This is a genomic window from Ralstonia sp. GX3-BWBA, from assembly GCF_003290055.1.
GTDB lineage: Bacteria > Pseudomonadota > Gammaproteobacteria > Burkholderiales > Burkholderiaceae > Ralstonia > Ralstonia holmesii.
The window spans coordinates 184,851-198,890 of record NZ_QMKS01000009.1; the positions used below are offsets into that span (position 1 = coordinate 184,851).

10 protein-coding genes are annotated in these 14,040 nt (G+C 63.3%); 3 read left to right on the forward strand and 7 right to left on the reverse strand.

The window, feature by feature from the left end:
- Positions 1–32 precede the first annotated feature (32 nt).
- The 3 genes from DOD19_RS08385 (at position 33) to DOD19_RS08395 (ending at position 4,458) form a co-directional block, all read left to right on the forward strand.
- Entirely contained in the window at positions 33–1,562 is a 1,530-nt protein-coding gene (locus DOD19_RS08385; RefSeq protein ID WP_112185099.1) for an AdeC/AdeK/OprM family multidrug efflux complex outer membrane factor, read from the forward strand.
- Between the two features lie 61 nt (positions 1,563–1,623).
- Positions 1,624–2,898, forward strand: coding sequence for an HlyD family efflux transporter periplasmic adaptor subunit (locus tag DOD19_RS08390; RefSeq protein WP_024975911.1), 1,275 nt, complete (start codon positions 1,624–1,626; stop codon positions 2,896–2,898).
- Positions 2,899–2,901: 3 nt separating this feature from the next.
- On the forward strand, positions 2,902–4,458 hold the full coding sequence (locus DOD19_RS08395; protein ID WP_024975912.1) for a DHA2 family efflux MFS transporter permease subunit: 1,557 nt from the start codon (positions 2,902–2,904) through the stop codon (positions 4,456–4,458).
- 67 nt (positions 4,459–4,525) lie between these two features.
- On the opposite strand, the gene truB is transcribed toward DOD19_RS08395, so the two are convergent.
- From truB to scpB, 7 genes are all read right to left on the reverse strand, one after another.
- The gene (gene truB / locus DOD19_RS08400; RefSeq protein ID WP_112185101.1) at positions 4,526–5,482 is read right to left on the reverse strand and encodes a tRNA pseudouridine(55) synthase TruB; all 957 of its coding nucleotides are present in this window, start codon (positions 5,480–5,482) and stop codon (positions 4,526–4,528) included.
- Between the two features lies 1 nt (position 5,483).
- Positions 5,484–5,855, reverse strand: a complete 372-nt coding sequence (rbfA, locus tag DOD19_RS08405) for a 30S ribosome-binding factor RbfA (RefSeq protein WP_004626422.1) — start codon at positions 5,853–5,855, stop codon at positions 5,484–5,486.
- Between the two features lie 128 nt (positions 5,856–5,983).
- Entirely contained in the window at positions 5,984–8,878 is a 2,895-nt protein-coding gene (infB, locus tag DOD19_RS08410; protein WP_024975914.1) for a translation initiation factor IF-2, read from the reverse strand.
- 62 nt (positions 8,879–8,940) lie between these two features.
- Positions 8,941–10,416, reverse strand: a complete 1,476-nt coding sequence (nusA, locus tag DOD19_RS08415) for a transcription termination factor NusA (RefSeq protein ID WP_024975915.1) — start codon at positions 10,414–10,416, stop codon at positions 8,941–8,943.
- Positions 10,413–10,901, reverse strand: a complete 489-nt coding sequence (gene rimP / locus DOD19_RS08420) for a ribosome maturation factor RimP (RefSeq protein WP_112185103.1) — start codon at positions 10,899–10,901, stop codon at positions 10,413–10,415. The genes nusA and rimP overlap by 4 nt, the downstream gene beginning before the upstream one ends.
- A 206-nt stretch (positions 10,902–11,107) precedes the next feature.
- The gene (locus DOD19_RS08425) at positions 11,108–12,892 is read right to left on the reverse strand and encodes a pseudouridine synthase (protein WP_112185105.1); all 1,785 of its coding nucleotides are present in this window, start codon (positions 12,890–12,892) and stop codon (positions 11,108–11,110) included.
- Between the two features lie 93 nt (positions 12,893–12,985).
- The gene (scpB, locus tag DOD19_RS08430) at positions 12,986–13,831 is read right to left on the reverse strand and encodes an SMC-Scp complex subunit ScpB (protein ID WP_112185986.1); all 846 of its coding nucleotides are present in this window, start codon (positions 13,829–13,831) and stop codon (positions 12,986–12,988) included.
- Positions 13,832–14,040 lie beyond the last annotated feature (209 nt).

Sequence of the window (14,040 nt, forward strand, 5' to 3'; positions counted from 1 at the left end):
GCCCCTCTTGATCGCTTGACCCATCAAACAACATGAACGCCTCGAACTCCGCCCCTCAGGCATTTTCGCCCCTAAGCCGCGCCGGCAGTCCGCGCGCGCAATGGCCGGCGCGCCTGGGCGTGGCGCTTTCCGCCGTGACGCTGGCTGTGCTGGCCGGTTGCGCAAACCTCGGCAATTCGCGCAGCACGCAGACGCTGACAACGCCGGGCCAGTTGGCGAGCGCGCAATCGTTGCCCTCGCAGGGCGGCCAGTGGCCGTCGCAGAACTGGGTCGATCAGTTCAACGATCCGCAACTGCGCGCACTGGTGGACGAGGCCATCAAGGACAACCCGAACCTGCAAGTCGCCTTTGCTCGCGTGCGCGCTTCGCGTGCGATGGCCGATGTGGTGCGCGGCAATCTGTATCCGAGCGTCGGGCTCGATGCCGACATGACACGCCAGCGCCTGTCGGAATACGACATGTTTGAAGGCACGCCGCTCGCTGGCCGGTGGTTCACGGAATCGAAGATCCAGCTTGGCGTGAGCTACGACCTGGATTTCTGGGGCAAGAATCGCTCCGCGCTGGAAGCTGCGCTGTCCGACGACAAATCGATGGAAGCGGAAAGCCAGGCTTCGCGACTGGTGCTGTCGACCACGGTGGCACGCACCTACGCAAAGCTGGCCGCGCTCTACGCGCAGCGCGACGTGGCCGAACGTGCAATCGTGCAGCGCAAGGATTTGACCAACCTCGCAGGCCAACGCTTGCGTGCGGGGCTCGATACGCAAGTTGAAACCACGCAGGCTCGCGCCAACGTGGCCGCCGCGCAGACGGAATTTGAACAGGTCGACGAGCAGATCACGCTGGCACGCAACCAACTGGCCGCGCTGCTGGGCAAGGGCCCGGACCGCGGCCTCGCGATCACGCGCCCGACGCTGCTCGCGCAAGCCACGCCCAAGCTGCCTAACAACCTGACCATCGACCTGATCGGTCGTCGCCCGGATCTCGTGGCCGCACGCTGGCGCGTGGAAGCCGCGTCGAAGGATATCGACGTCGCCAAGGCGGAGTTCCTGCCGGATATCAGCCTGACCGCATTCCTGGGGCTGGCTTCGATTGCGCCGGAAAACCTGCTGCTTGGCGCATCGCGTCAGCTCGGCATCGGTCCGGCGCTCAAGCTCCCGATCTTCCAGGGCGGCAAGCTGCGCGCCAACCTGCGCGGCAAGTACGCCAACTATGACGCCGCTGTCGCGAGCTACAACCAGACGCTAACCGAAGCCCTGCACGACACCGCGGACCAGATCACCACGCTGCACAGCATCGACTCGCAGATCGCCATCCAGCGCACCGCCTTGAGCGAAGCTGAGCGCGCCTACAGCCTCGCCCGCACCCGCTACAGCGCCGGCCTTGGTACACAACTGGTCGTGCTGAACGCGGAGACGACCGTGTTGCAGCAACGCAAGCTCGCGACCGATCTGCAGGCACGCCGACTCGATGCGCAGATGGCCCTCATCAAGGCCCTCGGCGGCGGCTATACGGCAGAAGACCTCCCCGGCATCAAGCCCGAGGCTACCGCATCGCATGGCTGACCTGTACTGAATTGAATTGAACTGAACCGACCGTTCCAACGCATTCTTTCGAGCCAACATCATGAGTGACAACAAGCCCCAAGCCGCTCCGTCCGCAGCCCCCGCGGCAACGCCCACCGGCAACGGCAATACCAATGGAAACCGCAAGCGCATGCTGACCACGCTGGCCGCCGCACTGGTGGTTGCCGGCGTCGGCTACGGCGTCTACTGGGGCCTGTACGGCCGCTGGTTCGAGTCGACCGACGATGCCTACGTGCAAGGCAACGTGGTCCAGGTGACGCCGCAGGTGGCAGGCACCGTGGTCGCCATTCGCGCCGATGACACGCAACTCGTCACCTCCGGCCAGCCCGTGATTGAGCTGGATCGTGCCGATGCGCGCGTCGCGCTGGAGCAGGCTGAAGCCGCGCTCGCGCAGACGGTGCGCCAGGTGCGTACGCTGTACTCGAACACCAGCGCATTCACCGCCACGCTGGCCATGCGCGAGAGCGATCTCGCCAAGGCGAAGGACGACTTGGCCCGCCGCAAGCAGATCGCCGGTACGGGCGCCGTGTCGCAAGAAGAAATCTCGCACGCACAAACCGCTGTGCAGGCTGCCCAATCCGCACTGGAAGCCGCCAAGGAACAACTGCAGGGCAACCGCGTGCTGACCGAACAGACCACGCTGGACCGTCACCCGAACGTGTTGCAGGCTGCCGCCAAGGTCCGCGAGGCTTACCTCGCCTATGCGCGTACCAGCCTGCCGGCATCGGTCACGGGCTACGTGGCCAAGCGTTCGGTGCAGGTCGGCCAGCGCGTCGCGCCGGGCACGCCGCTGATGGCCATCGTGCCTCTGGACCAGCTCTGGGTGGACGCCAATTTCAAGGAAGTCCAGGTGCGCCACATGCGCGTGGGTCAGCCGGTTGAACTGGTGGCCGACGTGTATGGCAGCAGCGTGACGTATCACGGCAAGGTGGTGGGTTTCTCGGCGGGTACGGGCTCGGCGTTCTCGCTGCTGCCGGCACAGAACGCTACTGGCAACTGGATCAAGGTGGTGCAACGCCTGCCGGTGCGCGTGTCGCTCGACCCGAAGGAACTGAAGGACCATCCGCTGCGCGTGGGCCTGTCGATGGAAGCCAAGGTCGACATCCATGACGAAGGTGGTCAAAGCCTGGCCACCGCGCCGACGGCTTCGCCGCTGCAAACGACGGTGTACGACCAGGCCGGAAAAGACGCCGACCAGGTCATTGCCAGCATCATCACCGCCAACGCCGGCCGCGGCGGCGCTAATGCACCGGCCGCCACCAACGTGCCGGCTGCAACGAGTCCGCGCGCTTCGCAACCCGCACCCAAGGTCTGACGCATGGCAACCGCCGCGCCCAAGCCGCTGCAGCCACTGACTGGCGCCAAACTGGCGATCGGTACGGTCGCGCTGTCGCTGGCCACCTTCATGAACGTGCTGGATTCGTCCATCGCCAACGTGTCGATCCCGGCAATTTCGGGCGACCTGGGCGTGGCCCCGAACCAGGGCACGTGGGTCATCACCTCGTTTGCGGTTGCCAACGCCATCTCGGTGCCGCTCACGGGGTGGCTGACGCAGCGTTTCGGGCAGGTGCGCCTGTTCGTCACGTCCATTCTGCTGTTCGTACTGTCGTCGTGGGCGTGCGGACTGGCGCCCAATATGGGCATGCTGATCGCCGCCCGGATCATCCAGGGCGCTGTGGCAGGCCCGATGATTCCACTGTCGCAATCGCTGCTGCTGTCGACATATCCGCCCGCCAAAAGCTCGATGGCATTGGCGCTATGGGGCATGACCACGCTGGTCGCGCCGATCATGGGGCCGATCTTCGGCGGCTGGATCTCAGACAATATGAGCTGGCCGTGGATCTTCTACATCAACATCCCGGTGGGCATCCTGGCTGCGTACGCAACGTGGGTCATCTACAGGGACCGTGAATCGCCGACACGCTTGCTGCCGATCGACAAGATCGGCCTGGCGCTATTGATCCTGTGGGTGGGCTCGCTTCAGTTGATGCTCGATCGCGGCAAAGAACTCGACTGGTTCAATTCGACCGAGGTTGTGGTGCTGACGGTCGTTGCCATCGTGGGCTTCGCGTTCTTCCTGGTGTGGGAGCTGACCGAAGATCACCCCGTGGTGGACCTGACGCTGTTCAAGGGCCGCAACTTCAGCGCGGGGGTCGTTGCCATCTCGGTGGCGTACGGACTGTTCTTCGGCAACCTGGTGATCCTGCCGCTATGGCTGCAGACCATCGTGGGCTACACCGCCACGGATGCGGGCCTGATCATGGCGCCGGTGGGTATCTTCGCCATCATCCTGTCGCCCGTGATCGGCAAGAACCTGCCGAAGATGGATGCACGCTGGGTGGCGACCACGGCGTTCGTTACCTTCGCGCTGGTGTTCTGGATGCGCTCGCGCTTCACCGTGCAAGTGGACACGTGGACGCTGATGATTCCCACGCTGATCCAGGGCGCTGCCATGGCGATGTTCTTCATCCCGCTCACATCGATCATCCTGTCGGGCCTGCGGCCCGAGCGGATTCCGGCGGCCTCGGGTCTGTCGAACTTCGTGCGGATCATGTTCGGCGGCATCGGTGCATCGATCTCGACCACGGTGTGGGACAACCGCTCTGCCCTCCACCACGCGCAGCTTGTCGAGCACGTGAATCCTTACAACCCTGCCTATGCGTCGTCGATCAACCAGTACACGCAACTGGGCATGCCCAACCTGCAGGCCAATGGCGTGATCGAACGCGTGATCTCGCAGCAAGCCGCAATGTTGGGCGCCAACGATATCTTCTGGATTTCTGCGGTGCTGTTTATCGTGCTGATCGTCTTCATCTGGCTGACCAAGCCGGCGAAGTCGGCGGCCGGTGCTGAAGCGGCAGCTGGCGCGCACTGATCCAACATCGAGCAAACAAAAAAGCCACGCGTAGCTGCGTGGCTTTTTTGTTTGCCGGTCGATCGGCTTAAAGATGCACGAGCCGCCCCGGTCGCAGCACACCATCTTGCCAAGCAGCCACTCCGAGCAGCGACGCCGCGGCGCCCGCCTCTATCGTCTCACGCACGCCGTACACGCGTACCTGATCTGCGTTCGGCAACGCCAATCGCAACGGCAAGCGCTGACCATGCAGGAAGCGGCGGCTCTCTTCCGCATCCAACTCCACACGCGGCAGCGTCTGCAACAGCGCATCGACTGGCGCCAGCAATGCGGCGCGGGCATCGTCAGGGGCTGCATCCAGCGATTCGAGCGTCACGGCGCCGTTCAGTGTCAGGTTGCCGACCTGCGTGCGACGCAGCGCAACCAGATGCCCGCCGCAGCCCAGCGCCTCGCCAATGTCTTCACCCAACGTGCGGATGTACGTTCCCTTGCTGCATGACACGCGCAACGTGATCGTCGGCTCCGTCGACTCTAGATCCGTCGCCAGCACATCGATCGCGTGAATCGTTACCCGCCGCGCAGCGCGTTCCACGGTCTGACCCGCACGCGCGTACTCGTACAAGGGCTTGCCGTCCTTCTTCAGCGCAGAGTGCATCGGCGGCACCTGGTCGATCTCGCCGACAAAGCGCGCGATGGCTGCCTGCAGTTGCTCGGGCGTGACCGATACCGGGCGCTCGTTCAACACCTCGCCTTCCGCGTCTGCGGTACTCGTCTTGATACCAAGACGCACGACGGTTTCGTACGTCTTGTCTGCATCGAGCAAATCCTGCGAGAACTTGGTCGCCTCACCAAAGCACAGCGGCAGCAAGCCCGTAGCCAGCGGATCGAGCGTGCCGGTATGCCCCGCCTTCTTTGCCCACAGCAGGCGCTTAGCGCGAATCAGCGCATCGTTGCTCGACCAGCCGATCGGCTTGTCCAGCAGCAGCACGCCATGCACATCGCGGCGCGGTGGCTTTTGTGGCGCGGGCACATGTTGCTCGGCCATTTCAATCGTCTTTGGCACGCGTGGCGTTGGCCTCATCGATCAGACGCGACATCTCGATACCGCGCTCGACCGAACCATCAAAGTGGAAATGCAGCGTCGGCACCGTGTGGATGTGCAGGCGCTTGAACAACAGTGAATGCAGGTAGCCCGCCTTCTCGTTCAGAATGGCGCCGGCAACTTCCGGCTCAGCACCTAGCACCGTAAAGTAGATTTTGGCGTGCGCGTAGTCAGGCGTGAGCGTCACGGATTGCAGCGTCACCAGGCCCATCGCCGGGTTCTTGATTTCGCGCTGGATCAATTCGGCCAGATCACGCTGGATCTGATCGGCGATGCGCACGTTGCGGCCAGCGGCCGATCCCGATTTCTTCGGCATAGTGTGTTCCTCACATGGGCGCCGCCAGCACACGCCGGCGCGGCCCAAAAAGACAAAACGGTGGCGCGGGACGCGCCCGGGCCACCGTCGCAAAGTCGAGCCGGACACCGAAGCGTCCGGCTAACGTATTACAGCGTACGCGCCACCTCGGTGATCTCGTAGACCTCGAGTTGATCGCCTTCTTGAACGTCGTTGAAGTTCTTGATCGACAGGCCGCACTCGAAGCCTTGCTTCACTTCCTTCACATCGTCCTTGAAGCGCTTGAGTGAATCGAGTTCGCCCGAGAAGATAACCACGTTCGCACGCAGCACCCGCACCAACGAATTGCGCTTGACGAAACCGTCCAGCACCATACAGCCGGCGACGGCGCCAACCTTCGGCACGTGGAAGACTTGGCGTACCTCGACAAGGCCCGTCGTCTCTTCGCGCTTTTCCGGCGAGAGCATGCCCGACATCGCCGCCTTCACCTCATCCACAGCGTCATAGATGATGTTGTAGTAGCGGATGTCGATGCCCTGATGCTCGGCCAGCTTACGTGCGCCCGCATCGGCCCGCGTATTGAAGCCGATGATGACGGCCTTCGACGCGGTTGCCAGGTTGACGTCCGACTCGGTGATGCCACCCACGGCGGCGTGCACAACTTGTACGCGCACTTCGTCGGTCGACAGTTTCTGCAGCGAGTGCACCAATGCTTCCTGCGAACCCTGAACGTCTGCCTTGATGATCAGCGGCAGCGACTTCACATCGCCTTCGCTCATCTGTTCCAGCATGTTTTCCAGCTTGGCAGCCTGTTGGCGCGCCAGCTTCACGTCACGGAACTTGCCTTGGCGGAACAGCGCGATTTCGCGTGCCTTGCGCTCGTCCGGCAGCACCAGCACTTCTTCGCCGGCGCCCGGCACTTCCGACAGACCCTGGATTTCCACCGGGATCGACGGGCCAGCTTCCTTGGCCGGCTTGCCGTTTTCGTCCAGCATGGCGCGCACGCGACCATAGGCCGTGCCCGCGAGCACCACGTCGCCGCGCTTGAGCGTACCGCTCTGCACGAGCACCGTAGCGATCGGACCCTTGCCCTTGTCCAACTGCGCTTCCACCACCAGGCCCTTGGCCGGCGCATTGACCGGCGCCTTCAGTTCCAGCACTTCGGCCTGCAGCAGCACGTTTTCGAGCAGGCTGTCGATACCTTCGCCAGTCTTGGCGGACACCGGCACGAACGGCACATCGCCACCGTACTCTTCCGGAATCACGCTCTCAGCCACCAGCTCCTGCTTGACGCGGTCGGGGTTGGCTTCGGGCTTGTCGACCTTGGTGATCGCCACCACGATGGGCACCTTGGCCGCCTTCGCATGGGCGATGGCTTCCTTCGTCTGCGGCATGACGCCGTCGTCGGCAGCCACCACCAGAATCACGATGTCGGTTGCCTTGGCACCACGTGCACGCATAGCCGTGAAGGCCTCGTGACCCGGGGTGTCCAGGAAGGTGATGACGCCGCGATCGGTTTCGACGTGATATGCGCCGATGTGCTGCGTGATGCCGCCGGCTTCGCCTGCCGCAACCTTGGCACGACGGATGTAGTCCAGCAGCGAGGTCTTGCCGTGGTCAACGTGACCCATGACGGTCACGACCGGCGGACGGGTTTCTGCCTCGGCATTCGTCGGTTCTTCCACGCCGCCAATCAGCAGCGCTTCCGGATCATCCAGCTTGGCCGCGACCGCCTGGTGGCCCATTTCTTCGACCACGATCATCGCGGTCTCCTGGTCCAGCACCTGGTTGATCGTGACCATCTGGCCAAGCTTCATCATCTGCTTGATGACTTCGGCGGCCTTGACTGACATCTTGTGCGCCAGATCGGCCACAGAGATGGTTTCCGGCACATGCACTTCACGCACGACCGGCTCGGTTGGTGCCTGGAAGGCATTGCGGTTGTCGTCGCCATGGCGGTTGCGGCCGCCCTTGGAGCCGGAGCGCCAACCGTCGGCACCGCCGCCGGTGTCGCCGCGCGTCTTCAGGCCACCACGCTTGCCACCACGGTTGTCGTCTTGCCAACCCGACTTGCCACGACCGCCCTTCTTGTCACCCGTAGGCGAACTCGGTGCAGCAGCGGCAGGTGCCGGAGCAGCCGGCTTCTTGGCAGCCGCAGCCGGGCGTGCTTCGCCAGCCGGCTTGACCGGCTTGTGCAGCGTGCCCAACTGCTCGGCCTTCTTGACCTCTTCAGCCTTACGCTCGGCGGGCGTCTTCAGCACGCGAGCCGGGGCGCTCATCATCTCGCGGATGGCGCGGGCTTCGGCTTCAGCAGCTTCGCGACGCTTGCGAGCGGCGTCTTCCTCGGCCTTGATCTTGTCGGCAGCAACGCGCGCTTCGTCAGCAGCCTTCTGCGCGGCTTCGCGCTCGGTTGCCAGACGTGCGGCGTCTTCCTCGGCCTTGCGGCGCGGGGCTTCGTCCGACGCTTCAGCGGCAGCGCGGGCTGCAACGGCTTCTTCTTCCGCCTTCTTGGCAGCAAGTTCAGCCTGGCGTTTCTGCTCGGCTTCCGCTGCTTCCTGGCGGGCGCGACGCTCAGCCTCCTCGCGCTCCATCGCTTCCTGGCGCGCCTTCAGCTCGGCTTCCTGCCGGGCTAGCAATTCGGCCTGGCGGCGCTGTTCTTCCTCGCGACGCGCAACTTCCTCGGCATCGACCACCGGTGCAGCTTCTGCGGCCTCCGATTCAGCCTGTGCCGCGTTCGGCTCATCACGCTTGACCAGCACGCGCTTCTTCTTAACTTCCACTTGCACGGTACGCGTCTTGCCGGTGGCATCCGCTTGGCGGATTTCGCTGGTTTCGCGTTTGGTGATCGTGATCTTCTTGCGCGCGCCATCCTCGGCGCTGCCGTGTGCTCGCTTGAGATAGTCGAGCAGTCGGGTCTTGTCCGATTCGGTGATGACGTCTTCCGGCGTCGCCTTTTGCACGCCCGCGGCTTGCAATTGTTCCAGCAGCGCTGATGCGCTACGGTTCAATTCGCCAGCGAGTTGGGCAACTGTTGTGCTTGCCATTCAAACCCTTTCGATGCTTGGTTTCAGTGAGAATTGCGATAAACGATCAACGCTTATGCGACTCACGAAAACCAGTGTTCACGCGCCTTCATGATCAGCGCCTTGGCTTGTTCTTCGTCGACGCCGGTCATCTCGACCAATTCGTCCACGGCCAGCTCGGCCAAGTCGTCACGCGTCTGGATGTTCCCCTCGGCCAGCTTGCCGATCAGCTCCGGGGTCAGCCCCTCGAGGTCGCGCAGGTCTTGCGATACCTTCTCGACCTTTTCTTCCTTCGCCAGCTCCATCGTCAACAGCACGTCCCGAGCGCGGTTGCGCAGCTCGTTGACGGTGTCTTCGTCGAACGCTTCGATTTCCATCATTTCCTGCAGCGGCACGTAAGCCACTTCCTCGAGCGAGCTGAAGCCCTCTTCGATCAGGATGTCGGCAACCTCTTCGTCCACGTCCAGCTTCGCCATGAACAACTGGCGAACGACTGAGCTTTCTTCTGCCTGCTTCTGCGCAGACTCTGCCGGCGTCATGATGTTGATCTGCCAGCCGGTCAACTCCGACGCCAAGCGAACATTCTGGCCGCTACGGCCGATGGCCACGGCGAGGTTTTCCTCGTCGACCACCACGTCCATGCTGTGCTTTTCCTCGTCCACGACGATGGACTGCACTTGCGCCGGCGCCAGCGCACCGATCACAAACTGCGCCGGGTCTTCCGACCACAGCACGATGTCCACAGCCTCGCCGCCAACTTCGTTACGCACAGCCGTCACGCGGGTGCCGCGCACGCCAACGCAGGTGCCAATCGGGTCAATACGCTTGTCGTGCGCAACGACCGCGATTTTCGCACGCACGCCAGGATCGCGCGCGGCGGCCTTGATCTCCAACAGGCCCTGTTCCATTTCCGGCACTTCGTTTTCGAAGAGCTTGATCAGGAACTCTGGGCAGGTGCGCGAAAGCTCGATCTGCGGGCCGCGTGCGGTGCGGTCGACATTCAAGATGTACGCGCGGACGCGGTCGCCCGTGCGCAAATTTTCCTTCGGGATCATCTGGTCGCGGGCCAGCAGCGCCTCGACGCGGCCGGTTTCAACGATCAGGCCCTTCTTGTCGGCGCGCTTGATCGTGCCGGTCATGACCTTCTCGCCACGATCCAGGTAATCGTTCAGGATCTGCTCCCGCTCGGCATCGCGAATGCGTTGCAGGATCACCTGCTTGGCAGCCTGCGCGCCAATGCGGCCGAACTCGACCGACTCGATCTGCTCTTCGACGAAGTCGTCGACATCGAGGTCAGGATTTTGCTCCTTGGCTTCGAACAGCAGAATCTGCTTGTCCGGTTCCTGCAGGCCTGCATCGTCGGGAACGACGAGCCAGCGACGGAAGGTTTCGTGTTCGCCCGACTCACGGTCGATCGCCACGCGCACATCCACGTCTTCTTCAAAGCGCTTCTTGGTCGCGGAAGCCAATGCGGCCTCCAACGCCCCGAACACCACATCCTTGTCGACGTTTTTTTCGCGCGCAAGCGCATCGACGAGCAACAGAACTTCGCGGCTCATTGCTTGTTCCCTTTGTTTCGATTTCCTTTGAAGTCCAGCACAGGCACCAGCCGGGCGCGGTCGAGTTCCGACAGCGTGAATTCCAGCAGCGCGGGGCCTTCCTTGCCCTCAAACTCAAGGCCGATTCGTTCCTGGCCTGGCTCGCCCGTCGGAGCCTGAATGATTCCCGTGAAATTCTTTTGCCCGCCCACCGGCAGACGCAACGTCACCTTGACCTCAAGGCCGGCGAAGCGCGTGAAGTCGGCAAGCGTGCGCAGCGGGCGGTCCAGCCCGGGCGACGACACTTCCAACCGTTCGTAGTTGACGCTTTCAACTTCGAACACGCGCGTGAGCTGATGGCTCACTTTTTCGCAATCTTCAATGACGATGCCGTTCTCTGCCTGATCGATATACACGCGCAGCAGCCCGGCGGGCGCGCGCTCCACTTCCACCAGCTCGTAACCCATGGCGGTGAGGGTTTTCTCAATCAGATCAGTCAAATGCACGTTTTTCCTGAAGAATTTCCCGGTATGACCAACCTGCGGAAGCAAAAAAAAATGGGCGCAACGCCCATATCATTCGCCCATCTTCTGCAGGATGACTTTTGATTAGACTCTTATTGTAATACGTTTCGAGGCAAAACGCAAAAATTGCCTAGAAGCCGCCACAAAATGGGGCGTTGCGACGAACGCCGCACACAACACCCGCATTTTTAACGCTTACCGCCGCGTTTGCTACCACCGCGCGGCGCCTTATTGCCACTCGGGACACCACCACCACTCTTTCCGGGGCGCTTGCTGCCGGGCGCGCGATTGCCATCACGCATACCACCGCCGCCGGCCGCGCCGCCGCGGCCATTCGGGCGCTCACCCATACGGGTGCGCGCTGTCAGCGTGGTGGGACCGCCCACATTGATGTAGCCCATGGACGTTTGCATCGGATCGGGCTGACGCGGGCTCGACGGACGGCGCTGCGCGGGTTGCGCGCGATTACCGTTCTCAACGCCCATACCGCGCGACTGGAAGTTGGCTTCCCCCGCAAAACCGGACGACATCGGCCCCATCAACACCGGCGCGGGCCCACGGCGACGATTGCCCTGGCGGTCTTGCCCACCGCCAGAACTGGCCGTCGGCACCTTCATGCCCAGCGTGCCCATCAGCGTACGCACATCGTCGGCCGACACTTCCTGCCAGCGCCCTCGCTTAAGCCCGCGTGGCAATACGAAGCTGCCATAGCGCGTACGGATCAGGCGCGACACGGTCAGGTTGACCGCTTCGAACATGCGCCGCACTTCGCGGTTACGCCCCTCGGTCAGGGCGACGTGGTACCAGTGGTTGACACCTTCGCCGCCGCCATCGACGCAGCGCAGGAAGTTGGCTTCGCCATCCTGAAGCGGGATGCCGTGCAAGAGCTTCTGACGGTCAGTTTCGGCCAGCTCACCCAGCGTACGCACCGCGTATTCACGCTCAACGCCATAGCGCGGGTGCATGAACCGGTTGGCGATGTCGCCGGAGGTCGTGAAAATCAGCAGGCCCTCGGTATTGAAGTCGAGGCGGCCGACTGCAACCCACTTGCCCGTCTTCATGCGTGGCAACGCGTCGAACACGGTCGGACGGCCTTCCGGATCGGACTGGCTCACGATTTCACCGGCCGGCTTGTGATACAGCAGCACGCGCGGCGGCTTGTTCGGCAGCTTGCGTTGGATCAGCTTGCCATTCACGCGCACCTGATCGGTCGCGAGAATGCGTTGGCCGATGTGGGCCGGCAGGCCGTTCACGGAGACGCGACCTTGCAGGATCAGGTCTTCCATGTCGCGGCGCGAGCCAAGCCCGGCATCAGCCAGGATTTTGTGCAGTTTGGGAGCGTCGTCGTCGGAGGTCAGTTCGCGCACCTTGGGGGGCTGCGATGCACCTCCAGCGTCAACCTCCGAATCGTACGCGCCGGAAATCACGTATTGGAAGACGTCTTCGGAGCCCTTACCGCTCTTCAGCCCCTTGCCCCCTCGATTCTGGGTCTGGCCGCCAGCCTTGCCCTGCGGTTTGCCATTGCGGTTCGGCTGCTTGCCACGACCGCCGGCATTCTTGTCGCCAGCGCCTTCCGTACGTTCGCTGCGCTCGGCGCGTTCCGCCGGTTGGCCTTCGCCTTGACGGCGACGGTTCTTGCCGAAACGGCCGCGCGGACCACGTCGCTCCCCCTGGCTTTCTGCTGGCGCCTGTTCTGCCGGAGCAGCACCTTCTGCGGCAACGGTCGCCGGCTCACCAGCCGCCTCTTTCGGCTTGCGTGCCCGTGGCGCGCGGCTCTTGCGCGGTTGCGCAGGCTGGCCGGCGTCCGCACTACCCGCCTCAGCAGCTTCCCCCTCAGGGCGGCCGTCCTGCTGCTGGCGGCGCGAAGCCACAAGGTTGCGCAAGCCTCGGCGCAATCCCTTGCGACGAGGCGCGGCCTCAGTCCCATCACCGCCGTCTTGTCGCGGCGGCTGAGCGTCGGCGTCGGCCGGCATACGTGTATCCATGGAGTCTGACTGGGTGCTCACAACGTCTTCAAAAAAATCTAGGGGTTCAGACCATGCACCGACTGTGCGGCGGGCATGGCGTCACGAATGTTCATTGGCGGGAGCCGCAGGCGGCTCGATCGGTGTTTTGTACTCGTCTTCAGTTGCAACCTCGATCGCATTCACTGTTTGCGACTCGGTTTCCAGCGCTGGCTCGCCACCCGCCGCAACCTCAACGGGCTGCGCTGGCGTTTCAGCAATTGCCTCGACGGAAGCCTCGGCAACGGGCGATCCGGCAGAGTCCTCCGCCGAAGCCGCTACGCTCTCAGCACCTTCCGGCGCGTCGTTGACCATCGCCGTCAGCTCTTCCACCGCAATTGCACCGCCCTCGAATTCGATGGCGCCCTGCTCCAGCAGGCTCGCCTGCGCCTGGGCGCGGGCATCTTCAAGCGGCGGCAGTTCGTCCAGCGAACGCAAGCCAAGGTCGTCGAGAAACTGCTTGGTCGTCGCATACAGCGCAGGGCGACCTGGCACGTCGCGATGACCGATGACCTCGATCCAGCCGCGGTCTTCAATCTGCTTGATGACCTGCGTGTTGACCGTCACACCGCGAATGTCTTCGATATCACCGCGGGTGACCGGCTGGCGATAAGCGATGATCGCCAGCGTTTCCATCACGGCGCGCGAATACTTTGGCGGCTTTTCCGGATGCAGGCGATCGAGATACACGCGCATTTCCGGGCGGCTCTGCAGGCGCCAGCCCGAGGCCAGCGCGACCAGTTCGACACCGCGATTCAACCAGTCCTGGCGCAGCTCTTCGAGCAGCACACGGATGGTGTCTGCGGAAACATCTTCGTCGAAGAGCTTGCGCAAGTCATTGACTCGCAACGGGTCCTGCGCGCAGATCAGCGCGGTTTCGAGGACGATCTTCGCCTCTTGGGTATTCATCGGGTTGAGCGGCTCGTCATTGCTCGCGCGCGGCCAGTCGCCGTCACGCTTGAGGTTTGTCGTCCCGCCGCGAAGCACGCGGCATTTCTGAATGCTGTTGCCCGTCCGGGCCCGGCACGCGAAGGCCAATTAATTCAATTGGACTCTGCACCAAAACGCAGTGGCTGTGCCCGTAAAGTAGGGCCGGAGGAGCGAGTTGATCCGGTGCC

Excerpts from the sequence above, each read along its gene's own strand:
- DOD19_RS08425 (WP_112185105.1), bottom strand. The coding sequence starts at position 12,892 with ATGCCGGCCGACGCCGACGCTCAGCCGCCGCGACAAGACGGCGGTGAT.
- DOD19_RS08385 (WP_112185099.1), top strand. The coding sequence starts at position 33 with ATGAACGCCTCGAACTCCGCCCCTCAGGCATTTTCGCCCCTAAGCCGC.
- infB (WP_024975914.1), bottom strand. The coding sequence starts at position 8,878 with ATGGCAAGCACAACAGTTGCCCAACTCGCTGGCGAATTGAACCGTAGC.
- DOD19_RS08390 (WP_024975911.1), top strand. The coding sequence starts at position 1,624 with ATGAGTGACAACAAGCCCCAAGCCGCTCCGTCCGCAGCCCCCGCGGCA.
- DOD19_RS08395 (WP_024975912.1), top strand. The coding sequence starts at position 2,902 with ATGGCAACCGCCGCGCCCAAGCCGCTGCAGCCACTGACTGGCGCCAAA.
- scpB (WP_112185986.1), bottom strand. The coding sequence starts at position 13,831 with ATGAATACCCAAGAGGCGAAGATCGTCCTCGAAACCGCGCTGATCTGC.
- nusA (WP_024975915.1), bottom strand. The coding sequence starts at position 10,416 with ATGAGCCGCGAAGTTCTGTTGCTCGTCGATGCGCTTGCGCGCGAAAAA.
- truB (WP_112185101.1), bottom strand. The coding sequence starts at position 5,482 with ATGGCCGAGCAACATGTGCCCGCGCCACAAAAGCCACCGCGCCGCGAT.
- rbfA (WP_004626422.1), bottom strand. The coding sequence starts at position 5,855 with ATGCCGAAGAAATCGGGATCGGCCGCTGGCCGCAACGTGCGCATCGCC.